21 protein-coding genes and 1 pseudogene are annotated in these 25,041 nt (G+C 53.8%); 6 read left to right on the top strand and 16 right to left on the bottom strand.

All coding sequences use genetic code 11. The annotated features are described in order from the left end of the window. Positions 1-6 precede the first annotated feature (6 nt). The 4 genes from nagE to chiQ all read left to right on the top strand — a co-directional run bounded on the left by nagE (position 7) and on the right by chiQ (position 6,077). Positions 7-1,959, top strand: coding sequence for a PTS N-acetyl glucosamine transporter subunit IIABC (gene nagE / locus NA330_RS10590; RefSeq protein WP_001023069.1), 1,953 nt, complete (start codon positions 7-9; stop codon positions 1,957-1,959). 210 nt (positions 1,960-2,169) lie between these two features. Further along, the gene (glnS, locus tag NA330_RS10585) at positions 2,170-3,837 is read left to right on the top strand and encodes a glutamine--tRNA ligase (protein ID WP_001287181.1); all 1,668 of its coding nucleotides are present in this window, start codon (positions 2,170-2,172) and stop codon (positions 3,835-3,837) included. A 451-nt stretch (positions 3,838-4,288) separates the two neighbouring features. Next, a complete protein-coding gene (gene chiP / locus NA330_RS10580; RefSeq protein ID WP_001258803.1) occupies positions 4,289-5,695 on the top strand; it encodes a chitoporin ChiP in 1,407 nt (468 codons plus the stop codon). A gap of 49 nt (positions 5,696-5,744) precedes the next feature. Next, positions 5,745-6,077 carry a ChiQ/YbfN family lipoprotein gene (chiQ, locus tag NA330_RS10575; RefSeq protein ID WP_000722260.1) on the top strand — a complete coding sequence of 111 codons (333 nt, stop codon included), beginning with the start codon at positions 5,745-5,747 and terminating at the stop codon, positions 6,075-6,077. Positions 6,078-6,125: 48 nt separating this feature from the next. On the opposite strand, the gene tcuC is transcribed toward chiQ, so the two are convergent. The 9 genes and pseudogenes from tcuC to ybfF form a co-directional block, all read right to left on the bottom strand. Then, the gene (gene tcuC / locus NA330_RS10570) at positions 6,126-7,430 is read right to left on the bottom strand and encodes a tricarballylate/proton symporter TcuC (protein ID WP_000057014.1); all 1,305 of its coding nucleotides are present in this window, start codon (positions 7,428-7,430) and stop codon (positions 6,126-6,128) included. 50 nt (positions 7,431-7,480) lie between these two features. Further along, the gene (tcuB, locus tag NA330_RS10565; protein ID WP_023241719.1) at positions 7,481-8,620 is read right to left on the bottom strand and encodes a tricarballylate utilization protein TcuB; all 1,140 of its coding nucleotides are present in this window, start codon (positions 8,618-8,620) and stop codon (positions 7,481-7,483) included. Beyond that, positions 8,607-10,010 (bottom strand): FAD-dependent tricarballylate dehydrogenase TcuA, encoded by a 1,404-nt coding sequence (tcuA, locus tag NA330_RS10560; protein ID WP_000228705.1) that lies wholly within the window; start codon positions 10,008-10,010, stop codon positions 8,607-8,609. The genes tcuB and tcuA overlap by 14 nt, the downstream gene beginning before the upstream one ends. A gap of 97 nt (positions 10,011-10,107) precedes the next feature. Next, a complete protein-coding gene (gene tcuR / locus NA330_RS10555) occupies positions 10,108-11,034 on the bottom strand; it encodes a tricarballylate utilization LysR family transcriptional regulator TcuR (RefSeq protein WP_000423371.1) in 927 nt (308 codons plus the stop codon). 115 nt (positions 11,035-11,149) lie between these two features. Further along, the gene (fur, locus tag NA330_RS10550) at positions 11,150-11,602 is read right to left on the bottom strand and encodes a ferric iron uptake transcriptional regulator (protein WP_000131699.1); all 453 of its coding nucleotides are present in this window, start codon (positions 11,600-11,602) and stop codon (positions 11,150-11,152) included. Further along, a pseudogene (locus tag NA330_RS10545) lies at positions 11,595-11,680 on the bottom strand (fur leader peptide). The gene fur and the pseudogene NA330_RS10545 overlap by 8 nt, the downstream one beginning before the upstream one ends. A gap of 203 nt (positions 11,681-11,883) precedes the next feature. After that, a complete protein-coding gene (fldA, locus tag NA330_RS10540) occupies positions 11,884-12,414 on the bottom strand; it encodes a flavodoxin FldA (RefSeq protein ID WP_001018621.1) in 531 nt (176 codons plus the stop codon). Positions 12,415-12,564: 150 nt separating this feature from the next. After that, positions 12,565-12,858 carry a LexA regulated protein gene (gene ybfE / locus NA330_RS10535; RefSeq protein WP_001040939.1) on the bottom strand — a complete coding sequence of 98 codons (294 nt, stop codon included), beginning with the start codon at positions 12,856-12,858 and terminating at the stop codon, positions 12,565-12,567. Between the two features lie 133 nt (positions 12,859-12,991). Beyond that, positions 12,992-13,762, bottom strand: a complete 771-nt coding sequence (gene ybfF / locus NA330_RS10530; RefSeq protein ID WP_000773245.1) for an esterase — start codon at positions 13,760-13,762, stop codon at positions 12,992-12,994. 184 nt (positions 13,763-13,946) lie between these two features. On the opposite strand from ybfF, the gene seqA reads away from it, so the two are divergent. Further along, a complete protein-coding gene (gene seqA / locus NA330_RS10525; RefSeq protein ID WP_000848395.1) occupies positions 13,947-14,489 on the top strand; it encodes a replication initiation negative regulator SeqA in 543 nt (180 codons plus the stop codon). A gap of 24 nt (positions 14,490-14,513) precedes the next feature. Next, positions 14,514-16,154, top strand: a complete 1,641-nt coding sequence (gene pgm, locus NA330_RS10520; protein WP_000974387.1) for a phosphoglucomutase (alpha-D-glucose-1,6-bisphosphate-dependent) — start codon at positions 14,514-14,516, stop codon at positions 16,152-16,154. 114 nt (positions 16,155-16,268) lie between these two features. On the opposite strand, the gene NA330_RS10515 is transcribed toward pgm, so the two are convergent. From NA330_RS10515 to kdpC, 7 genes are all read right to left on the bottom strand, one after another. Then, on the bottom strand, positions 16,269-16,754 hold the full coding sequence (locus NA330_RS10515; RefSeq protein ID WP_000070056.1) for a pyridoxamine 5'-phosphate oxidase family protein: 486 nt from the start codon (positions 16,752-16,754) through the stop codon (positions 16,269-16,271). 64 nt (positions 16,755-16,818) lie between these two features. Further along, positions 16,819-18,138, bottom strand: coding sequence for a putrescine-ornithine antiporter (potE, locus tag NA330_RS10510; RefSeq protein WP_000042658.1), 1,320 nt, complete (start codon positions 18,136-18,138; stop codon positions 16,819-16,821). After that, positions 18,135-20,333: an ornithine decarboxylase SpeF gene (speF, locus tag NA330_RS10505; protein WP_001292402.1), complete on the bottom strand. Its 2,199-nt coding sequence runs from the start codon at positions 20,331-20,333 to the stop codon at positions 18,135-18,137. The genes potE and speF overlap by 4 nt, the downstream gene beginning before the upstream one ends. Before the next feature lie 379 nt (positions 20,334-20,712). Further along, entirely contained in the window at positions 20,713-20,817 is a 105-nt protein-coding gene (speFL, locus tag NA330_RS10500) for a leader peptide SpeFL (protein WP_015632840.1), read from the bottom strand. A gap of 277 nt (positions 20,818-21,094) precedes the next feature. Then, a complete protein-coding gene (gene kdpE / locus NA330_RS10495; RefSeq protein ID WP_000186053.1) occupies positions 21,095-21,772 on the bottom strand; it encodes a two-component system response regulator KdpE in 678 nt (225 codons plus the stop codon). After that, entirely contained in the window at positions 21,769-24,453 is a 2,685-nt protein-coding gene (gene kdpD / locus NA330_RS10490) for a two-component system sensor histidine kinase KdpD (protein WP_023241720.1), read from the bottom strand. Before kdpD ends, kdpE begins: the two co-directional genes overlap by 4 nt. Beyond that, positions 24,450-25,034: a potassium-transporting ATPase subunit KdpC gene (gene kdpC, locus NA330_RS10485; RefSeq protein WP_000579804.1), complete on the bottom strand. Its 585-nt coding sequence runs from the start codon at positions 25,032-25,034 to the stop codon at positions 24,450-24,452. The genes kdpD and kdpC overlap by 4 nt, the downstream gene beginning before the upstream one ends. Positions 25,035-25,041 lie beyond the last annotated feature (7 nt).

The following is a 25,041-nucleotide window of genomic DNA, read 5'->3' as shown; positions in this document are numbered from 1 at the left end:
AATAAGATGAATATTTTAGGTTTTTTCCAGCGGCTGGGTAGGGCGTTGCAGCTCCCTATCGCCGTGTTGCCGGTGGCAGCGTTGTTGCTGCGATTCGGCCAACCAGATTTGCTGAATATGCCGTTTATCGCGCAAGCGGGCGGGTCTATTTTCGATAACCTGGCGCTGGTTTTCGCTATCGGCGTGGCCTCCAGTTGGTCTAAAGATAGCGCGGGCGCGGCAGCGCTGGCGGGAGCCGTGGGTTACTTCGTCATGACCAAAGCGATGGTGACGATTAACCCGGAAATCAACATGGGCGTGCTGGCGGGGATTATTACCGGTCTGGTCGGCGGCGCGGTTTATAATCGCTGGTCTGGTATCAAACTGCCTGATTTTCTCAGTTTCTTCGGTGGAAAACGTTTTGTGCCGATCGCAACGGGCTTTTTCTGTCTGGTGCTGGCCGCTATTTTCGGTTACGTCTGGCCGCCGGTACAGCATGGCATCCATGCGGGCGGTGAATGGATCGTTTCCGCAGGCGCGCTGGGTTCCGGTATCTTTGGCTTCATCAACCGTCTGCTGATCCCCACCGGTCTGCATCAGGTACTGAACACCATCGCCTGGTTCCAGATTGGCGAATTCACCAATGCCGCAGGCACTGTATTCCACGGCGACATCAACCGCTTCTATGCTGGCGACGGCACGGCGGGGATGTTTATGTCCGGCTTCTTCCCGATCATGATGTTTGGTCTGCCGGGCGCCGCTCTGGCGATGTATTTCGCCGCGCCGAAAGAACGTCGTCCGATGGTGGGCGGTATGCTGCTGTCTGTCGCGATTACCGCGTTTCTGACCGGCGTAACCGAGCCGCTGGAATTCCTGTTTATGTTCCTGGCGCCGCTGCTGTACCTCCTGCACGCCATTTTGACCGGTATCAGCCTGTTCGTCGCGACGCTGCTGGGTATCCATGCAGGCTTCTCTTTCTCGGCAGGCGCGATCGACTATGTTCTGATGTATAACCTGCCAGCGGCCAGCAATAACGTCTGGATGTTGCTGGTGATGGGCGTTGTATTCTTTATCATCTACTTCCTGCTGTTCAGCGCGGTTATTCGTATGTTTAACCTGAAAACGCCGGGTCGCGAAGATAAAGTTGATGAGATGGTAACGGAAGAAGCCAACAGCAACACTGAAGAAGGGTTAACGCAACTGGCGACCAGCTATATTGCTGCGGTTGGCGGTACGGACAACCTGAAAGCGATCGATGCGTGTATTACCCGTCTGCGCCTGACCGTGAATGACTCTGCTCGCGTTAACGATGCGGCCTGCAAACGCCTCGGCGCTTCCGGCGTGGTGAAACTGAACAAACAGACCATTCAGGTTATTGTCGGCGCGAAAGCGGAATCGATTGGCGATGAAATGAAGAAAGTGGTGGCGCGGGGACCGGTCGCGGCAGCGTCTGCTGATGCGGCTCACGTTGCAACACCTGCTCCGGCGGCCAAACCCCAGGCGGTGCCGAATGCGGTGACTATCGCTGAACTGGTCTCTCCGATTACCGGTGAGGTAGTGGCGCTGGATCAGGTACCGGATGAAGCTTTCGCCAGCAAAGCGGTCGGCGACGGCGTAGCGGTGAAACCCACCGATAAAACCGTGGTTTCTCCGGCGGCGGGTACTATTGTGAAAATCTTCAACACTAACCACGCGTTCTGTCTGGAAACCGAAAAAGGCGCGGAGATCGTTGTCCATATGGGTATCGATACCGTCGCGCTGAACGGTCAGGGCTTCAAGCGTCTGGTAGAAGAGGGTGCGGAAGTCACGGCGGGTCAGCCAGTTCTGGAACTGGATCTGGACTTCCTGAATGCCAACGCGCGCTCCATGATAAGCCCGGTTGTTTGCAGCAACAGCGATGACTTCAGCGCTCTGGTCATCAAAGCGGATGGTCACGTGGTAGCGGGTCAAACGCCACTGTACGAGATTAAGAGCAAATAATCGCTTCCTGGCCGGATAAGGCGTAAGACGCCATCCGGCGATATCACAGAAAACATAAGCGGCAGAGGGAAACCTTCGCCGCTTTTTTTTACCGCAATTAGCCCCAATATTTTCTGCAAAGCCACTTTTTAAGTAACTAAAGGTTGTCAGTCTGTCCGGCTTATAAGATCATATGCCGTTATACGTTGTTTACGCTTTGAGGAATCCACGATGAGTGAGGCTGAAGCCCGCCCGACTAACTTTATTCGTCAGATTATTGATGAAGATCTGGCGAGTGGTAAACATACCACTGTCCATACCCGTTTTCCGCCGGAGCCGAATGGCTATCTGCACATCGGCCACGCGAAATCTATCTGCCTGAACTTTGGCATCGCGCAAGATTATCAGGGCCAGTGCAACCTGCGTTTCGATGACACCAACCCGGTAAAAGAAGATATCGAGTACGTTGATTCGATCAAAAACGACGTCGAGTGGTTAGGCTTTCACTGGTCTGGCGATATTCGCTACTCCTCCGATTACTTTGACCAACTGCACGCCTATGCGGTCGAGCTAATCAATAAAGGCCTGGCCTACGTTGATGAGCTGACGCCGGAGCAGATCCGTGAATACCGCGGTACGCTGACCGCGCCGGGTAAAAACAGCCCGTTCCGCGATCGCAGCGTGGAAGAGAACCTCGCGCTATTTGAAAAAATGCGTACCGGCGGTTTTGAAGAGGGTAAAGCCTGTCTGCGCGCTAAAATCGACATGGCGTCGCCGTTTATCGTGATGCGCGATCCGGTGCTGTATCGCATTAAATTCGCCGAGCATCATCAGACCGGCAACAAGTGGTGCATCTACCCGATGTACGACTTTACTCACTGCATCAGCGATGCGCTGGAAGGCATTACTCATTCTCTGTGTACGCTGGAGTTCCAGGATAACCGTCGTCTGTACGACTGGGTGCTGGACAACATCACCATTCCGGTTCACCCGCGCCAGTACGAATTCTCGCGCCTGAATCTGGAATACACCGTGATGTCCAAGCGTAAGCTGAACCTGCTGGTGACCGACAAACACGTCGAAGGCTGGGATGATCCGCGTATGCCGACTATTTCCGGTCTGCGCCGTCGCGGCTATACCGCAGCTTCTATTCGTGAGTTCTGCAAACGCATCGGCGTCACCAAGCAGGACAACACCATTGAGATGGCGTCGCTGGAATCCTGCATTCGCGAAGATCTGAACGAAAACGCGCCGCGCGCGATGGCGGTAATCGATCCGGTAAAACTGGTTATCGAAAACTACCCGCAGGGCGAGAGCGAAATGGTTACCATGCCTAACCATCCGAATAAACCGGAGATGGGTAGCCGTGAAGTGCCGTTTAGCGGTGAGATCTGGATCGATCGCGCAGATTTCCGCGAAGAAGCGAACAAGCAGTACAAGCGTCTGGTGATGGGCAAAGAAGTGCGTCTGCGTAATGCCTACGTCATTAAAGCGGAGCGCGTAGAGAAGGATGCCGAAGGGAATATCACCACCATCTTCTGTACCTATGATGCCGATACGCTGAGTAAAGATCCGGCTGACGGGCGTAAAGTGAAAGGCGTAATCCACTGGGTTAGCGCAGCACATGCGCTGCCGATTGAAATTCGTCTCTACGACCGTCTGTTCAGCGTGCCGAATCCAGGCGCCGCGGAGGACTTCCTGTCTGTTATCAACCCCGAATCATTAGTGATTAAGCAGGGTTATGGTGAGCCGTCGCTGAAAGCGGCGGTAGCAGGAAAAGCTTTCCAGTTTGAACGTGAAGGCTACTTCTGCCTCGACAGCCGCTATGCAACGGCCGATAAGCTGGTCTTTAACCGCACCGTAGGCCTGCGTGATACCTGGGCGAAAGCGGGCGAATAAGCACTGCGCCAACAGGCGAATGCTGTAAAAATACCTTGTCAACGCCGCGTTCTGCGGCGTTTTTTCTCTGCATTTCTAAGTCGATTCTCTTTTTTGCGAGGCGAATTAATTATTCTCTGAAAATTATTGATCTGATAAATGATTATTAATCTAAATGTTATAAGCGTCAGGTCAACAGGAGACAATTATTTTCATGCCTATGGAAAACAAGTCAATTTTCTTTCTGGCGGTCTGCTTCCCCCACCAGCAGTTGAATGTAACAGAAAGCAATTAAATATGTGCGGTTGCTCATATTATTACATACTGGTTACAGAAAGAGATTGATAATTCGCATCGCGAAAAATAGTCTATTTAACGTAGTAAATGAGGTTTCTCAGCGCTACTTTTTATTTTTATTTTTTCGCTGTTCGCTTTTGTCGGCAGCAATTTATACGTCAAAGAGGATTAACTTATGCGTACGTTTAGTGGCAAACGTAGTACGCTGGCTCTGGCTATCGCCGGTATCACAGCAATGTCGGGGTGGATCGTTGTTCCGCAGGCGCAAGCCTCCGGCTTTTTCGACGACTCCACGTTAACGGGCGGCATCTATTATTGGCAGCGTGAACGCGATCGCAAAGATGTGACCGACGGCGACAAATATAAAACTAACCTTTCTCATGCGACCTGGAACGCTAACCTGGATTTTCAGTCTGGCTACGCTGCGGATATGTTCGGTCTGGATATCGCGGCGTTTACCGCGATTGAAATGGCAGAAAACGGCGACAGCGGTCATCCAAACGAAATTGCTTTCTCGAAAAAGAATAAAGGCTACGACGAAGACTATTCCGGCGATAAGAGCGGTATCAGTCTTTATAAAGCCGCCGCGAAATTTAAATATGGCCCGGTCTGGGCGCGCGCCGGTTATATTCAGCCTACCGGTCAGACGCTGTTAGCGCCGCACTGGAGTTTTATGCCGGGTACCTATCAGGGTGCGGAAGCTGGCGCCAGTTTTGACTATGGCGATGCGGGCGCGTTAAGTTTTTCCTACATGTGGACTAACGAATATAAAGCGCCGTGGCATACCGAAATGGATAAGTTTTATCAGGCGGATAAAAAAACCAATGTGGACTACCTCCACTCCATCGGCGCGAAGTACGACTTCAAAAATGATCTGGTGCTGGAAGCGGCGTTTGGTCAGTCCGAAGGCTATGTCGATCAATATTTCGCGAAGGCCAGCTATAAATTTGATTTAGGCGGCAATCCGTTCACTACCAGTTACCAGTTCTACGGCGCGCGCGACAAAGTAGACGATCGCAGCGTGAATGATATTTACGACGGTACGGCCTGGCTGCAGGCGTTGACCTTCGGCTACAAAGTCGCGGAAGTGGTTGACCTGCGTCTGGAGGGCACCTGGGTGAAAGCGGACGGTCAGCAGGGCTATTTTCTGCAACGTATGACGCCAACCTACGCCTCTTCAAACGGTCGTCTGGATATCTGGTGGGATAACCGCTCCGACTTTAACGCTAACGGTGAAAAGGCGGTTTTCTTCGGCGCGATGTATGACCTGAAAAACTGGAATCTGCCGGGCTGGGCTGTGGGCGCGTCTTACGTTTACGCCTGGGATGCTAAACCGGCAACCTGGCAAAGTAACCCGGATGCTTACTACGACAAAAACCGCACTATCGAAGAGTCCTCATACAGTCTGGATGCGGTCTATACCCTGCAGGAGGGGCGTGCCAAAGGCACCATGTTCAAACTGCACTTCACCGAATATGACAACCACTCCAATATTCCAAGCTGGGGCGGTGGTTACGGCAACATCTTCCAGGATGAACGTGACGTGAAATTTATCGTTATTGCGCCATTCACTATTTTCTGATGTCAGATGCGGCAGGCTGCCGGTCTGCCGCGCTGTTGAGGAACGACCTATGAAAAAAATTTTACTCATCGCCAGCATGACCGCCGGTTTGACGGCCTGCGCGTCATCACCCGCGCCGGAAGAAGATAGTCGGCTGAAAGAGGCGTACAGCGCCTGTATCAATACCGCACAGGGCTCGCCTGAGAAGATAGAGGCCTGCCAAAGCGTACTGAATGTCCTTAAAAAAGAGCGCAAACATCAGCAATTTGCTAACGAAGAAAGCGTGCGGGTACTGGACTATCAGCAGTGCATTCAGGCGACGCGCACGGGTAACGATCAGGCGGTCAAGGCTGACTGCGATAAGGTCTGGCAGGAAATTCGCAGTCATAATAACGTGCAATAAAACCCTGCCTTGCCACCCACGGGCGAATGTTTTCCGCCCGTGGTTTTTTCAGGCTTTATTTTCTGCCGCGATATAGCCGCGACTCAGACGTACAAACAGCATCGCCGTCGCGGCAAGTCCACATAACGCTGCGCACATCAGCCACCAGCCGGGCGAGCTTTTATCGCCGGTTAACTTTACCAGCGCGGTAGAGATGGCCGGCGTCAGGCCGCCAAAAATTGCCGTCGCCAGGCTAAAGGCCAGCGAGAAACCAACGGTACGCACATAGACTGGCATCACTTCGGTTAACGCCGCGACCATTGCGCCGTTATACATGCCAAAAAAGAAAGAGAACCACAGCAGTACCAGCGTCATGCGGGTAAAGTCGGGCGCGGCGGTCAGCCACTGCATGACGGGCCAGGTGGTGATCAGCGCCAGCAACGTAATGCCCATTAACACGGCGCGACGGCCAATCCGGTCGGAAATCGCGCCGCCAATGGGTAACCAGATAAAATTGGACACCCCCACTAACATGGTGACGATCAAACTGTCCCGCGCGCTGAGATTAAGCACGGTTCTGCCATAGGTCGGTGTATAAACGGTGATAAAATAAAACGTTGTGGTGGTCATCGCCACCAGCAGCGTTCCGGCTGTAATAATGCGCCAGTTTTTGGCGATAGTTGCAAAAATTTCCCTGGTGTCGGGGCGATGCTTGCGTTGTAAAAACGCTTCTGTTTCTTGTAATGAACGACGTAAAACAAAAATCAGCGGAATGATCATACAGCCGATAAAGAACGGAATCCGCCAGCCCCACTCCGATATCGCGTCGTGTCCCAGCGTGATATTCAGGCTATAACCAATCAACGCGGCGACAACGATCGCAACCTGCTGACTGGCGGATTGCCAGCTGGTATAAAACCCTTTATTGCCTGGCGTTGCGATTTCGGACAGATAGACCGAGACGCCGCCTAACTCAACGCCCGCAGAAAATCCTTGTAATAACCGACCCAACAGCACCAACGCAGGCGCTGCCAGGCCGATCGTCTGGTAGCCGGGGACGAGGGCGATGAGCAACGTACCGCAGCCCATAATCGCCAGCGTCACCATCAGCCCTTTACGACGTCCGATTCTGTCAATATAGGCGCCAAGCACAATCGCGCCGACGGGGCGCATTAAAAAACCGGAGCCAAAGACGGCAAAGGTCAACATTAATGAGGCAAATTCGCTTTCCGCCGGAAAAAACGTTCTGGCGATATAGGTGGCGTAAAATCCGAACAAGAAAAAATCAAACTGTTCAAGAAAATTGCCGCTTGTCACGCGCAGTATTGCGCCGAACGTGCCGGCGCGCGATGTTGCAGGTGTGTGTTGTGCCATAGGGTTTGCTCTCCACTGTCTTTATTGTTTTATGGGTAAGATGTTGCGGGTCAGTTGCCTGTATCCCCCGCATGTTTTCCGCGTCGCTTCTCAACTGCCCATTTGAGTAAGGCCGCGCAGCGGAAAAATCCGTGGGCGAATTTTCCGTAGGGAAGGGTAAGAAAGAGCGCCATCACCACGCCTAAATGGAGCGCCAGCAGTATGCCCATTCCGCTGGTGTCTCTGCCTGCCAGCAGCGCCAGCCCGGTAAGACTGGTTAAGAACAGCAGCAGAATAAAGCCGCGATCCATGGGTTTCTGGCGCACATCGCCATGTAACGGCGACCGCCGCAGATTGAGCCACAGTAGCCCGGCCGGGCCGATAAGCAGACCGATACCGCCCAGCGTGCCGAGCATGACCGGCAGGCTAAAGAACGGGTAGGGCGCTTCCCAACCGGTGACGTAGTGATAGCCCGTCGCCACGACCGTGGCGGCAAAACAGAGCATAAAACCGTAGAAGGTAAAGTGATGAAAGCGACGGCGCAGCAGCGTGAACGCATCGTCCGCTTCGTTACAGCCTTTGCCGTGACCGCCGTCGAGATATTTCAGCGTTAACGCATTGTGCGACGCTTCCGCAATCTCCGCCGAACGCGGTACCCCCGGCGAGATCTCACGCCAGAAGCGGATTACGCCCGCCATAAGCAAACCGATTGCCAGCACAAAAACTGAGCCAAACATCCATGCCAGCAGGCTATGCGGAAAAATTTGATAGAAGTCACCGGCCAGCGGCGGATGAATCAGCGACCCTTTCAGCGCCATCGCCAGTAATAAAAAGAGCGTCAGACCGACTATCAGCGCCAGTGCGACGGTGATCCCCGCCCGGCGGTATAACGCGCCAAAAGCGGCGGGCTGGGCATACTGTTGATACGTCTCCAGGCGGGCTTGCGCCATCGCTTTCGGCACGTTAATGGCAAATTCATGGGGCGGCGCGTACTGGCACGCGTGCAGGCAGGCGCCGCAGTTATGACATAAATTCGCCAGATAATGAATATCGGCTTTACCGAATTCGAGCCGCTGGGTCATCGCCGGAAATACCGCGCAAAAACCTTCGCAGTAGCGACATGCGTTACACACTTGCATGACGCGTTCGACCTCGGCTTCCGGTTCGGTAAGCACGGTGGCCTCAATGATTAATTTTTCAAGCTGTTTCATGCTGCGCCTCCTTGTGCGCCGCGCGGGCGGCTTCTATTCCCGCAATGCGGCCAAAGGTTGTGCCGATAGACATGCCTACGCCTGCGGTATACCCCTTGCCCAGAACATTTCCTGCCATCATCTCGCCAGCAACAAACAGGTTGCGGCTTGGATGACCGGCAAAATGCACCGCGGCACGTTCATTGACTTTCAGACCCAGGTAGGTAAACGTGATGCCGGGTCGCAGCGCATAACCGTAGTAGGGCGGCGCATCAAGCGGGCGCGCCCAGTGGGTTTTCGCCGGCGTCAGGTTTTTGGTGGCGCAGTCATCAAGCAAGGTATGATCAAAATGACCGGGTTGGCAGGCCTGGTTATACTGCGTGACGGTATGGGTAAATTTTTCCGCGTCCAGCCCCAACTGGCAGGCCAGTTCAGCCAGCGTATTGGCCTGCGCGCCAGGAAAAACCGGCGGCATAAAGTGGCCGATGGCTTTGCTGTCAATAATCGAATAGCCAATCTGTCCTGGCTGTTGAGCCACCAGCCGCCCCCAAATGGCGTAACGCTTCGGCCAGAAATCTTCGCCTTCATCATAAAAACGTTCGGCGTCGCGATTCACGACAATACCCAGCGATACGCAATCCACGCGAGTACAAATACCGCCGTCGTATAGCGGCGCCCTGGCATCAATCGCTACGCAGTGCGACTGGGACGGATCGCCAATGATATCCGCGCCGGCATCCATCATAAATTTGAGTAATACGCCCTGGTTAAAACGCGTGCCGCGAATCAGAAAATTATCCGCGGGCCATTCGCCGCGGGCGTTTTCTCCCCAGGCCTCCCGCAGCCATTCACGGTTTGATTCGAAACCGCCAGCCGCTAATACGCAGGCTTTGGCGGTAATACGTTCGCTACCCGCCAGCGCTGCCACGAATTCGCCGTCATGAAGTTCAAGCGCGTGAACCGGCGTGTTATAGCGAATCTGTACGCCCAGCCGTTCGGCGCTACGGTAATAGGCATTGACGAGCGCTTTCCCGCCGCCCATAAAAAACGCATTGGTGCGCGCAACGTGGAGCGCACCAGATAATGGCGGTTGAAAGTTAACGCCATGTTTGCGCATCCAGTCGCGGCATTGCGAAGAGGTGCGAATGACCAGCCGCGCCAGCGCCTCGTTGGTGTTGCCGTCGGTGACTCGCCACAGATCCTGCCAGAATTCCTCTTCAGGATAGCTTTCTACCAGCACATCCTGCGGCGCATCATGCATACAGCGCAGGTTTCGTGTGTGCTGAGAATTTCCGCCGCGCCATTCTCGCGGGGCAGCCTCCAGCAGCAGAACCGATGCGCCCGCTTCCCGTGCGGTCAGGGCGGCGCATAATGCGGCATTGCCTCCGCCTATCACCAGTACATCAACCATCTTATACTCCCGTACCATTTAACTATTTGTTAAATTTGTAATTGAAATGTATACGGATAAATAAGCGGCGCGCTATCAGGTAGCGCTAAACAGGGGTTTAGTAAGCGTAAAGGGTTGCGCCTGGCCATTCACCGGCGTCGACTAACTGACGCATAACTTTGGTAAGGACTACTCTGGCGGCAAGGCCGGCGGGCGTCAGTTCATCATCCGACAGGCTGACTAAAAAATTGGGGCGGCTGAGTACCGGATTATGGACGCCGATCACGCGTAGCGCGTCGTTATCCAGATGAGAAATCGCCGCGCCGGGCTGCAACGTGGCGCCAAGACCGTCGCGCACGGCGCGCATCAACAACGCCAGGCCGTCAATTTCCGCGACGATTTCAACGTTAAGCGCATGTTCCTGGCAGACAGCGTCCAGCCTGCCGCGCAGCCCGTGTCCCTGGCTTGGCATAATGAGCGGAATGCCTGCCAGTTGTTCAGGTGTGATCGGGTTATCAGGAAGCGCCGCCAGCAGGGCATGGGAGCCAATCAGAAAAAGCTGTTCTTCAAGGATCGGTCTGGCGCTCCAGCGCAGGATTTTATCTTTTTGAAAGACAACGGCTAAATCAATCTGGCGGGTATTGATCATTCTTTCCAGATTACCGGACAAGCTTTCCACCACATGCAGTCGGACATCGGCATAGTTTTCCTGCATGGCATGGATAAACGGTATACCCAGTATGGAGGCGGTACTGGGGGCCATTCCTACGCTCACATGACCGGAAAGGCGCGCTTCTCTGGCGGCGAGAATTGCGTCGTCGGCATGACGCAGGGCGAGTTGCGCCTGTGAATAAAAGGCCAGCCCGGCGTTGGTTGGCGTTACGCCGCGCGAGGTGCGCTGCAGCAGACGGATGGCGAGCTCGTTTTCCAGACGGGACATCTGTTGACTTAATGCTGAAACGCCAATATCAAGATCCTGTGCGGCGCTGCCCATACTGCCGGTTTCAATAATACGCACGAAATAGCGTAACTGGCGAAGCTCCATTCCTGCTCTCCTGAGATGCGATAGCGTTTTTTTACATTAAATCAACATCAAGCGGCAGGAAAGAGGAGGATATAAAAAAGCCAACCGGGCGGTTGGCTCTTCGAAAGATTTACACTTATTTAGTCGCGTCATCGTGCGCGTGCTCGTCTTCGCGGCAGTCGCCTTCAGCGCAGTGGCCGTAAAGATAGAGGCTGTGATTAGTTAAACGAATACCGTGTTTCGCCGCAATTTCACGCTGGCGCGCTTCAATAGAGTCATCACTAAATTCAATTACTTTTCCGCAGTCAAGGCAGATAAGATGGTCGTGATGATGCTGTTGCGTCAGTTCAAAAACGGATTTACCGCCTTCAAAATTATGGCGGGTCACGATACCGGCATCGTCAAACTGGTTCAGCACACGGTATACGGTTGCCAGACCGATTTCTTCACCCATGTCGATCAGGCGTTTGTATAAATCTTCCGCACTGACGTGATGGTTATCTGGTTCCTGAAGAACTTCCAGAATTTTTAAACGAGGAAGCGTTACTTTCAGGCCAGCCTTCTTTAATGCGGTATTGTTGTCAGTCATGCGGAATCTGTCCTGTTGCTAAACGATTCACTTCATTAGAGAAGTGACAGAAATTGCACTCAAGATAATGCGTATCATTATAGGACTGCCATGCCGAAATGAAAACCGCAAGTCTCTCGCAGATATTAATAAAACTGTGGTTTTGCCTGCAAATTCTGGCGCCACCTGATTACACCCGGACATTGTACAGGGATGGGTGCGAAAGTTACAAATTTGTAGCAATTATTTTGATTGGTCTTGTCTATTGATGCGGCGCAGATATAACGCTGCGCCGCATAAGATTAGGCGTTGAGGATGTCGTCGAGGTGCAATTCAGCCGAAACTTGCTTAACCCATTTTTCAACACGCTCGGCGGTCAGTTCAGGCTGACGGTCTTCGTCAATCGCCAGACCGACAAAATGATCGTCGTCAGCCAGACCTTTAGAGGCTTCAAAATGATAGCCTGCGGTTGGCCAGTGACCCACAATTGTGGCGCCGCGCGGCTCAATAATGTCGCGAATCGTGCCCAGCGCATCACAGAAGTATTCCGCGTAGTCTTCCTGATCGCCACAGCCAAACAGCGCCACCAGCTTACCGTTAAAGTCAATCTCTTCGAGAGTCGGGAAGAAGTCATCCCAGTCACATTGCGCTTCGCCATAGTACCAGGTTGGGATGCCCAGCAGCAGAATGTCATACCCTTCCAGGTCTTCTTTACTGCTTTTTGCAATGTCATGCACATCGGCAACGTCTTTACCAAGCTGTTTTTGAATCATTTTTGCGATATTTTCGGTATTACCGGTGTCGCTGCCGAAAAAGATGCCAGTGATTGCCATGAGTAAAATAACCTCTTGAAACTTATTGAAATGGTGGTGGCGAATTGCCCACGGATAAGGGCAATCATAGCAGAACAGGCAGATATGCGGAAACAGCAATCACGCGGGACTGCACGCTCTGCTACACGAAATATGAAACAAAACTTATTTTCAGACTAAACCCTGGCCGCGCAGCGCCATAAGCTGCTTCATTAATATTTCTTCAATGAGCTCGCTGCGGCTAATGTTGCGCGCTTCGGCCAGCTCATTCAGCGCGTCAACCGCTTGTGCGTTGAGTTTTAATTCGACACGCTTGAGGCCACGAACTTTGTCGCGTTTTAACTGGTTGCGCTTGTTGATGCGTAACTGTTCATCGCGCGAAAGCGGATTCGTTTTAGGTCGTCCCGGGCGACGCTCGTGCGCGAACAGATCTAATGTCGTACGGTCCGTTTGTTCTTTGGCCATGATTTTGGTGACTTCGGGGGAAACAATCAGCCAGGCTTATGCCCGGATGGATAGCGCGCCATCATACATCAGCGAGGAAGCGACGCCAACGCCCGCGCGCGTAATCGCGCACAGGCGATGAGTTTTTAATCAGTTAGCGTTTATCGTGCAGATAACGGCGGATGGCGCGCAGAACCGCCTCTGGTTTTTCGGCATGTACCCAGTGGCCCGCGCCGGCGATCACATGCGCGCGCGCCAAAGGGAATTGCGCCAGCAGCGCGTCGCGGTACGCTTCGGTCACGTACGGCGAGTTACCGCCTGGAATAAACAGCGCCGGATGTTCCCAGGGCGGAATGGTTTCCCAGCCGACGATATGCGGATACTGCTCCCATAATACCGGAACATTAAAACGCCATTCGCCTTCAGCCCAGGATTTTAACAGAAACTGGATCACGCCTTCTTCGTTGAGGTGCTGGCGCATAATCCCTGCCGCCTGTTGGCGGGATGTCGCGTCGGATTCGCTGACGGCATTAATGGCCGCGAAAATGCGATCGTGGCGGCGAACATGATAATCCACGGGTGCGATATCAATCGCGACCAGACGATCGATGCGATCGGGCGCCAGCGCCGTCAGCGCCATTACCGCTTTTCCACCCATGGAATGACCAATAAACGTCGCTTTTTCAATCTGCTGCGCGTCAAGCGTATCCAGAAGATCCTGGGCCATTGCCGGATAATCCATGACCGGATCGCGCGGCGATAAACCATGATTGCGCATATCGACCTGAATAATGTCGTGATCGGTCACCAGATCGCGCGCCAGTACGCCGAGGTTGTCCAGGCTGCCAAACAGGCCATGAACGAGAACGATGGGGGAATTATTGTGCAGGTTTTGTGCAGATTGCGCTCGGATGTTTAATTTCATGGCAAAGTTCTTTTTTTCGCTCTGTCGGGTTAGGGTATTATGTTGACCATTCTGCCACTGGGCTGCAACCTCTAAGGTTTACTCCGAGTTTTTTTGTCAGCCGGGCTTAACGCTATCCGCTGTTGGGATTTGTTCCTATAATCCCAATGACTTGTATTCAGCAAAGACATCGCACTGGATTAAGATGAAAACGATTGAAGTTGATGATGAACTCTATAGCTATATTGCCAGCCACACCAAGCATATCGGCGAGAGCGCATCCGACATTTTACGGCGTATGTTGAAGTTTTCCGCCACGACACAGCCAACGGCTTCAGCGGTGAAGGGGACGCCTGCGGCGCAACCCGTTGCCGAAGCGAAACCGGTCAACCCGGTAAAAGACAAAGTTCGCGCGATGCGTGAGCTATTGTTGTCTGACGAATATGCCGAGCAGAAAAAAGCGGTCAACCGCTTTATGCTGATTCTGACTACACTCTATTCACTGGATCACCACGCGTTTGCGGAGGCGACGGAGTCGTTGCATGGCCGCACGCGCGTCTATTTTGCGGCGGATGAACAAACGCTGCTGAAAAATGGGAATCAAACTAAACCTAAGCACGTTCCCGGCACGCCGTACTGGGTGATCACCAACACCAACACCGGCCGTAAATGCAGCATGATCGAACACATCATGCAGTCAATGCAATTCCCGGCGGAATTGATTGAAAAGGTTTGCGGAACAATTTAATCCTTGCATTAGAAGGACCAGGCAATGGCAATCCACAACCGCGCAGGACAACCCGCGCAACAGAGTGATTTGATTAACGTCGCCCAACTGACGGCGCAGTATTATGTACTGAAACCGGAGGCAGGGAATGCAGAACATGCCGTGAAATTTGGCACTTCCGGCCATCGCGGCAGCGCAGGTCGTCACAGTTTCAACGAACCGCATATTCTGGCGATCGCCCAGGCGATTGCTGAAGAGCGGGCGAAGAATGGCATTACCGGCCCCTGCTATGTGGGGAAAGACACCCATGCGCTCTCGGAGCCGGCCTTCATTTCCGTACTGGAAGTGCTGGCGGCAAACGGCGTAGACGTTATCGTGCAGGAAAATAATGGCTTCACGCCAACGCCTGCCGTGTCAAATGCTATCCTGGTCCATAACAAAAAAGGCGGCCCGCTGGCTGATGGTATTGTCATTACGCCGTCGCACAACCCGCCGGAAGATGGCGGTATTAAATATAATCCGCCCAATGGCGGCCCGGCGGATACCAACGTCACTAAAGTGGTAGAAGATCGCGCCAATGCGCTGCTGGCGGGCGGCCTGCAAGGCGTTAAGCGCATCTCTCTGGATGCGGCAATGGCCTCGGGCCACGTTAAAGCGGTAGATCTGGTACAGCCGTTTGTCGAAGGGCTGGCGGATATCGTTGATATGGCGGCGATTCAGAAAGCCGGTCTGACGCTGGGTGTCGATCCGCTGGGCGGCTCCGGTATTGAATACTGGAAACGTATCGCTGAGCATTACAAACTTAACCTGACGTTAGTTAACGATCAGGTTGATCAAACCTTCCGCTTTATGCACCTTGATAAAGACGGCGCGATCCGTATGGATTGCTCCTCCGAATGCGCGATGGCGGGGTTGCTGGCGCTGCGTGACAAGTTTGACCTGGCCTTCGCCAACGACCCGGACTACGACCGTCATGGCATCGTGACGCCTGCAGGGCTGATGAACCCGAACCATTATCTGGCGGTCGCCATTAACTATCTGTTCCAGCATCGTCCGCTGTGGGGCAAAGACGTGGCTGTTGGTAAAACGCTGGTCTCTTCCGCGATGATTGACCGCGTGGTGAATGATTTGGGACGCAAGCTGGTAGAAGTGCCGGTTGGCTTCAAATGGTTTGTTGACGGTTTGTTCGACGGCAGCTTTGGTTTCGGCGGGGAAGAGAGCGCGGGCGCTTCGTTCCTGCGTTTCGACGGTACGCCGTGGTCTACCGATAAAGACGGTATCATCATGTGCCTGCTGGCGGCGGAAATCACCGCCGTTACCGGGAAAAACCCACAAGAGCATTACAATGAACTGGCAGCGCGTTTTGGCGCGCCGAGCTATAACCGTCTGCAGGCGAGCGCGACATCGGCCCAGAAAGCGGCATTGTCTAAACTGTCTCCGGAAATGGTCAGCGCCAGCACGCTGGCAGGCGACCCGATCACCGCGCGTCTTACCGCAGCGCCGGGTAATGGCGCATCGATTGGCGGCCTGAAGGTAATGACCGACAACGGCTGGTTCGCCGCGCGTCCATCCGGTACGGAAGACGCTTACAAGATCTATTGCGAAAGCTTCCTGGGGGAAGAACATCGCAAGCAGATTGAGAAAGAAGCCGTTGAAATCGTTAGCGAAGTATTGAAAAACGCCTGATGGGCGATATGGAAGAAAAAGGAGCCTTACGGCTCCTTTTTTGTATTAACGGCGCTGCGCTTATCAGGCCTGTAAATCGCCTCCAGGCCGGATAAGGCGCTTGTGATATCTGACTTATTCGCTCTGAGTCGCCAGATGCCGGCGGCAGGTAAGGGCGTCGCATTCGATACGCACCACGCAAACCGCTTTCATCATATCTTCCCGATAACTGAAGGTTTTTCCCGGATCGGTCTGGCGCATAATGACGTCCAGGCCGTAGCGCATCTCCTCGCGTGTTTGCAATATCGATGCCAGCCCGGTGGCGAAAACGCTGGTGTAGGCGTAGCTATAATCACAGGGGTCATCGGCACGTAGTAATGCATGGTCGCCGTCCATTTCAATGCATACTGCCGGGTTCTTACGTAACAGACGCATCTTTTTCCCGGTGCGTGCGCCGTGAAAATAAAATATCCAGCGTCCGTTCTGATACTCGTAGCCAAAATTTACGGGGACAACATACGGACAGAGATTGTCGTTAAACCCTATCCGACACACTTCGTGTTTACTGAGAATAGCCAGTATTTCTGCTATATCAGTGACTTCCCGTTCTGGATTACTCATTTCTATTATCTTATTCAAAGAGTGAAAATGCCCGGACTACCGTTACCGCAGCCCGGGCGCGCCATCAGCCGTGTTTATTTTTCAATTCAAAACGCGGTGAGACCAGGCCGTATAACGTCCAGCCGAGGAAGGTCACAATTGAGCCGTACAGCATGGCTTCTTCACCGGAGGAATATAGCGCGTAGAAGCTATACATGGCGCCAACGAAGGCCACGAAGTTAGCGACTTTCGCTTTTGATGACGGCACATTCGCCATTTTCTGAATGATAACCAGCGCGGCCATCGACAGAATATACGGAATAATGTTCGTCACCACCGCCAGGTTAACCAGGACGTTAAACTGACTATTCAGCGACGGGCTAATGGTCATCAGCGACAGGCCAGTCTGAATAATCACAATAATCAACATCCCCTGAACCGGCGCGTCGACTTTCGTTACACGAGAGAAGACTTTCGGGAAATAGCCTTCGTCAGCGGAGGATTTAAAGACCTGGGCGATAGTGAACTGCCAGCCCAGCAGCGAGCCGCAGCAGGACATTACCATCAGCGCCATGATCACTTTACCTACCGCAGGCGTGAACATCTGTGCAAACGCCAGACCAAACGGCGCCGTGGAGTTCGCCAGATCCATGTTCGGCACAATCCCGGCAATCACGTTAGTCGAAACGATATAGATGACCGCCGCGCCCAGCGTACCGCCCAGTACCGCGATGGGGACGTTCTTTTCCGGATTCTCGACCACGTCTGCGTTGGCGCAGGCGGATTCCAGTCCAAGAAATGCCCACAACGTCATGGCGATGGAAGAACCGACCGCGCTAAAGAACGGAACATGGTGCGGGTTCCATGACGCTACGTACATGCTGGGGCTAAACCAGAACCAGCCAATGATGCACAGGCCGACAACCGGAATGATGACGCCCCAAACGGTAACGCTACTGATCTGTCCGGTAATACGCGCGCCGCCAAAATTTGCGATGGTACAAACCCACAATACGGCGATAGTCGCCAGACCGATCTGGAGCGGCGTCAGCGCGGCGCCGAACAGCTCGGTGCCATAGCCGACAGCGGAGATGGCGATAGCCACGTTGGCGATCAGCAGCGAGACGCCGTAGGTATAGTTCGCCATAAAGTTGCCGGATTTACCGAAGGCATATTCGGCGTAACCGCCCATACCGCCGGATTTACGGCTAAACATACCGCATTTCGCAAACGCCCAGGCCAGCGCCATCGAGCCGACGGCGGTGACCAGCCAGGAGATAATGGATATCGTGCCGACTTCAGACAGTTTGGTCGGTAGCATGATGATCCCGGAGCCCATCATGTTGACCATAGTCAGAATTGTGAGCTGCACGACACCCATTTTATTGGATTTAGGTTTACTCATAATTTTTCCTCCTTCAGCAGGGAGCGCTGCGCGTCACGAGGTTTAATGACGTAGCACCAGACCTGCTTACGGCCGTCGTGTTCTTCGATATAAACGCCCTGCAGTTCAGGCGCAAAGCCCGGCAGCAGGTTGATCCCTTCTTCCAGGGCGCTGAAGTAACGCAGGACAGAACCGCCCCAGATTTCACCCGGAACTACACACAGCACTCCCGGCGGGTAAGGCAGAGCGCCTTCAGCCGCGATACGACCTTCCGCTTCCGGCAGGCGAACCAGTTCGACCTCGCCGCGCAGATAGGCATAGTTGGCCTCTTGCGGATTCATACTGACTTTCGGGAAATGCGATTTACGGAACATCTCTTTTTGCAGCTGTTTCACGTTGTGCCGCGCATAGAGATCGTGCATCTCCTGGCAAAGCTGACGCAGGGTATAGCCGGCATAACGCGCTTCATGCTGTTTGTAGATGGACGGTAATACTTCCGCTAACGGCGCATCAGCTTCCAGCAGTTTTTCGAAACGAGCCAGCAGGGCGACAAGCTGTTGTAACTTCGCCATGTCTTCTGCCGGCGTCAGCAGGAACAGAATGGAGTTGAGGTCGCATTTTTCCGGCACAACGCCGTTCTCGCGCAGGAAGTTGGCGAGGATCGTGGCAGGAACGCCAAAGTCTTCATATTCGCCGCTCGCTGCATTAATGCCCGGTGTGGTGAGCAGCAGTTTGCAAGGGTCGACAAAGTACTGATGTTCGGCATAGCCTTCAAACGCATGCCAGTGTTCTCCCGGAACGAAGTGGAAGAAGCGTAGATCGCTGGCGATCTCTGATGTCGGGTATGACTGCCACGGCTTACCATCAATCAGTTCCGGTACGAACGGACGGATGTGATGACAGTTTTCGAGGATCAATTTACGGGCATCGATGCCGTTAACCACGCAATCCATCCACATATTGCGACCGCTGACGCCTTCGTGCATTTTGGCGTTAACGTCCAGCGCGGCGAACAGCGGATAGAACGGGCTGGTGGAAGCGTGCATCATAAAGGCGTTGTTCATGCGCTTATGCGGAACGTAGCGCGATTGCCCTTTGATATGGCTATCTTTTTTATGGATCTGCGAGGTCTGGGAGAAACCGGCTTGTTGTTTGTGAACGGACTGCGTCACCAGAATACCCGGATCGTTTTCGTTCAGTTCCAGCAGCAGCGGCGAACAATCGGCCATCATCGGAATAAATTGTTCATAGCCGACCCAGGCGGAGTCAAACAGGATGTAGTCGCACAGATGACCAATTTTATCGACGACCTGACGGGCGTTATAAATGGTACCGTCGTAGGTGCCTAACTGGATGACGGCCAGACGGAATGGACGTGCTTCGCGGGCGCGCTGCGGCGCGACTTCGCTAATCAGCTCGCGCAGGTAATCTTCTTCGAAGCAGTGAGCGTCGATCCCGCCGATAAAACCATACGGGTTACGCGCGGTTTCCAGATAAACTGGCGTTGCGCCCGCCTGCAATAATGCGCCGTGGTGGTTAGATTTGTGGTTGTTACGGTCAAACAGAACCAGATCGCCCGGCGTTAACAGCGCGTTGAGGACGACTTTGTTAGAGGAGGAGGTCCCGTTCAGCACAAAGTAGGTCTTATCGGCGTTAAAGACTTTCGCCGCATGTTGCTGCGCAATGCAAGGCGCGCCTTCGTGAATCAGCAGATCGCCCATCGCCACGTCCGCGTTGCATAGGTCGGAGCGGAAGAGCGTTTCGCCAAAGTATTCCACGAACTGATTACCGGCAGGATGACGGCGGAAGAATTCGCCGCCCTGATGTCCCGGGCAGTCAAATGCGCTGTTGCCCTGGTTGACATAATCCACCAGCGCGCGGAAAAACGGCGGACGTAACTGCGTTTCGTAGTGGCTTGCTGCGGTTTCCAACTGGCGACCATAGAAGGCAGTACGGGATTCATTATATTCGAATACACCAGAGATACGCGGCAAATACTCAGGCGGTACGCGTCCTTCGTCATGAGTCGCGACAAACACGGGAATACCGTAACCCGTTGCGTCGATTTCATCGAGTTTTCCGTGTTCAATGTCGTCGATGGATAACACGATGGCAGCCACGTCGATGAAACGACTCTCATCAACATTTACAATATTACGGTGTGTAGAAAAACAATCCGGGCAATGACGGCTAACGGCAATTTTTAATTCTGACATTTTTCATCTCTTTATTTCAGGTAATAGCAGGCCCTCAATTTCTCGCATGAGAAACTGATTCTTCCGGAAAAAATCAAAGCTATCCCGCTGATAAAAAAATCAGTAAATTAGCTTTATTTTAGATGTAATAAATCCCAACCCGTCCGGTTGCAGGAAATTCAGGATTTAAGGAGTTGAGTACTACGATATACAGGCAGAAACCGCGATAACTAAAATTGCGCTGAGTCGGAATTTCTTCTGTCAAACCACATAGTTAGCTGGCTGGGCGTAAAGGAATTACCGTACTGTCGCTTTTAACAATTCGAGTTATTTAGGCAATAGACCTGAATGACATAAGGGTCGGAAAGACCTGTATGCTGAAGTACCCGTAGCAGAAAAACTACCGGGCATTAAAGAAATGAAAATCGAAACTATTACGGTGGGCAAACATCATAATATGCGTTGTCCGCCTTATATGGGGCATAAAACGATTATTATTTTCCATTTTGAGGTCCTTTCATTGATTTATTGAAAGCATGGATATTTTATCCAGGGAGCGCCAGCGATCTGTGAACCAGATCAACAAAAAACGATCATTTGAAAAATAATTAGTCGGCGATTATGCATATCGTGCTGTGAAATAACGGATTGTTTCTTAAATGTTAATTATATGTGTTTTATATTCTCCATAAAATATAATATCGCCGCGAAAATAATTATTCGCGACGCCGAAAATAAATGACATAAAAATTAGAAGTTATTTAAAAATAATGAATAGCTATTCACGGCATAAAGCGATAGCCAATTCCGGTTTCGGTAATAAAATGGCGTGGGCGGGTGGGATCTTGTTCCAGTTTCTGGCGTAAATGTCCCATATAGATGCGCAAATAGTGGCTATGCTCCACGGCGTTAGGGCCCCAGACCTGGTTTAATAACTGCCGTTGGGTTAATACCTTGCCGGCATTATTGAGTAATACCGCCAGCAGGCGGAACTCAATCGGCGTCAGATGGATTTCTTCGTCGCCACGGTGGATCAACCGTGCGGCGAGATCGACCGTCACGCCGGAAAAGCGGACGATCGGATCGGCGCAAGGGCTGGCGGCGTGCCGTCGCAGCGCGACACGCAAACGCGCCTGCAACTCGCCAATGCCGAATGGCTTGCTCAGGTAATCATCAGCTCCGGCGTCAAGCGCGGCAATCTTATCGCTTTCTTCGCTGCGGGCGGAAAGGACAATCACCGGTATTGCGCTCCACTGACGCAGGTCGCGAATAAAATCGATTCCATCGCCGTCCGGCAGGCCGAGATCGAGAATAATCAGATCGGGCTTTCGCGTGGCGGCTTCCAGTAAACCACGTTGTAATGTTTCAGCTTCATACACGCGCAGGCCGTCGCCTTCCAGCGCAGCGCGCAGAAAGCGGCGGATGGCCTGTTCATCTTCAACAATCAGAACGTTTGTCACATATCCTCATGAAAATCATCAAGTTCAGGTGGCTTTCCTTGCGGCAGCGTCACACGGAAACAGGCGCCGCCCTGCGGTCGATTATAGGCGGTAAGCGTGCCGCCGTGTACCTCTACGATAGCATGGCAAATCGCCAGCCCCAGCCCCACGCCGGGGACGGAGGACTCTTTGTTGCCGCGGGCGAACTTATCGAAAATCTTCTGTTCTTGCCCCGCAGGAATACCCGGCCCGTTATCCCAGACATCCAGTTGTAAACGATCGTCCTTAACCGCAGCATCAATGCCGATACTGGCCTGCGGCCCGGCGTACTTAACGGCGTTTTCCAGCAAGTTGATCAGGACACGCTCAAATAAGGGGCCATCGACATGGATAAGCGTTAACTGTTGCGGCAGCGACAATGTAATCGGATGCAATAAACCCGGCTCTAACATCTGTAACGCGCTACCGACGACCTCTTCCAGCGTCAGCCACTCTTTTTTAAGATTAAACCCGCCGGACTGAATACGCGCCATATCCAGCAAATTATTCACCAGCCGGGTGGTGTTGAGAATATGCTGGCGGATTTCACTGGCCTGACGCGCGTGGGGCGATCCTGCGCTGGCTAAATCCAGCGTCAAAATTTCCGCCTGGCCGAACAATACCGTCAGCGGCGTGCGTAAATCATGCGATAGCGCCGCCAGCAGAGCGTTGCGAATACTTTCGCGCTCGCTGGCGAGACGCGCCTGTTCTTCGCTGGCGGTCAGCGTCAGTCGTTCCAGCGCGTTGGCGACAAGCAGAGTAAATGTTTCCAGCAGGCGTTGCTGCTCCGGCACCATTAACTGACGCAAATTACCCGGTTCGACGATAGCCAGACCGTACGTTTTATCGGCGCTTTTCAGCGGCAGGATTTGATAAGGCACGCCAGGGAGGGTATCGGTGCCTGCGCCGGCAGGCTGGCCTTTATCAAAACTCCAGCGCGCAATTGCGTCGTCCCACGGCGTCATGCCTTGCTGGTGGGTGAGAGGCCGCAACTTACCGTTAGCATCAGGTAATAAAATTTGGCTGCGCGCCTGAAACGTCGAGGCGATAAACCGCTCGCTGGTCGCGGCGATATCATGTTCGCTACGCCCGACGGCCAGCGCTTTAGACATTTCATATAAATGGCGGGTACGCTGTTCCCGATAACGGGCGACGCGCGCCTGATAGCGCACCCCGGCAGTAAGATTGCCAATCACCAGACCAACCGTCAGCATCACGGCAAAGGTCAGCAAATACTGCACGTCCGAAACGGCGAGCGTACCGCGTGGCGCGATAAAAAAGAGATCGAAACTCGCCACGTTAATCACCGTCGCCACCACCGACGGCCAGCGTCCGTAAAGCAGCGCAATCACCACTACACCCAGCAAATAGAGCATTACCAGATTGGCGGCGTCGAAGGTGACAAGCCACTGCATAGCGATAAGCGTGGTGATGGCGCAAAGCGCCACGGCGACCAGACAGCCCTGAATCTGCCCACGCCATTTCTCTTTAAAAGGTCGGTTATCAGGCGTTTGCGCCAACGCGCGCGCTGGTGGCTCTTCCAGCGCGACGATCACCTGATCGAGATCCGGCGCGCGCCTGGCAAGACGGTCGGCGAAAGCGTCACGTCGCCACCAGCGTCGCGACGCCGGGCGGCCCATGACGATTTTCCCCAGATTATGTTCGCGGGCATAGCGCACGACCGCTTTCTCTTCTGCGGGATCGGACAGGGTGGCGGTTTCCGCGCCAAGCTCCTGCGCCAGGCGCAGCGCGCTTAAAATAGCCCGCCGTTGTTTTTCCGGTAAGCGGTGTAACGTTGGCGTTTCGACATAGACGGCGTGCCAGACGCTGCCGAGCCGGGAGGCCAGACGCGCCGCGGTACGCACCAGTTTTTCGCTGCCGGTGTTATGCCCGATACACAGTAAAATCGCATCGCGGGTATGCCATACTTTTTCTTCGCCCGGATGCGCGCGCCAGGCGCGCATCTGATCGTCCACGCGATCGGCTGTCCGGCGTAGCGCCAGCTCGCGGAGGGCGATCAGATTGCCCTTGCGGAAAAAATGTTCAATAGCGCGTTCCGCCTGGCCGGCGATATACACTTTACCTTCGTTGAGCCGTTGGCGCAGATCGTCGGGCGGCAGATCGACCAGTACGACTTCATCGGCGGCATCAAAAAAGGGATCGGGGACGGTTTCGCGCACCTGAATCCCCGTGACGCCGCTCACCACATCATTCAGACTTTCCAGATGTTGTACGTTCACGGTGGTGAAAACGTCGATTCCCGCTTCCAGCAGCTCTTCAATATCCTGCCAGCGCTTAGGATGGCGTGAGCCAGGCGCGTTACTGTGCGCCAGCTCATCCATTAAAATCAGCGCCGGACGCCGGGCGAGGGCGGCATCCAGGTCAAATTCGCGAATTTGCCGCCCCCGGTGCGAGTGACGTTTTGGCGGCAGAATGGTCAGCCCGTCAAGTAGCGCGGCGGTCTCTTCACGGCCGTGCGTCTCTACCACGCCGATCACCACATCCAGCCCCTGCGCTCGCAGCCGCTGCGCTTGCGCCAGCATCGCCCAGGTTTTTCCGACGCCTGCGCAGGCGCCGAAGAAAATTTTCAACTTCCCCCGGTGGGGCGGGGGCGTTTGTTCCAACAAGCGATCCGGATCAGGACGCAAGGGTTCGTCGTTCATTTCGCTCTGTGTCCCTGTAGCGCATCCAGCGCCAGATTAAGCTCAACAATATTCACCACCGGTTGCCCAAGAAAGCGCGCCAGCGGCCTGTGCGTATATTCTGCAACCAGTTGCGCGACCTGTTCAACGGGAAGCTGGCGAGCCGCCGCTACGCGGGGGATTTGCCATGCCGCGGCGCCGGGCGTCAGATTATTATCCAGCCCGCTTGCCGACGCTGTCGCCAGCTCAACCGGAACCGCGGAACTCGCCTGGGGGTTAGCGGCGCGTAGCGCGGCGACGCGGGCCTGTATTTGCGCATCCAGTTCGGGATTGCTGGCGGCCAGGTTGCTTCCGCCCGACGCCAGTGGATTATAAGGCGTATCGGCGGTGGCGGAGGGCCGGCCATGAAAATAGCCCGCGGCGGTAAACGATTGTCCGATAAGCGCTGAGCCGCGTATCACATTGTCTTTATGAATCAGCGAGCCATTAGCCTGCCAGGGAAACCACCACTGCCCCAGCGCCGTGGTCAGAAGCGGATACACGCCGCCGGTCAATAACAGCAGAAATAACATTGTCGAAAAAGCAGGACGTAAACCGATCATCATACAC

The organism is Salmonella sp. NW722, assembly GCF_051702785.1.
GTDB lineage: Bacteria > Pseudomonadota > Gammaproteobacteria > Enterobacterales > Enterobacteriaceae > Salmonella > Salmonella enterica.
Note: the sequence above shows the minus strand (reverse complement) of the source record. Positions and strands in the feature narration are given on the sequence as shown.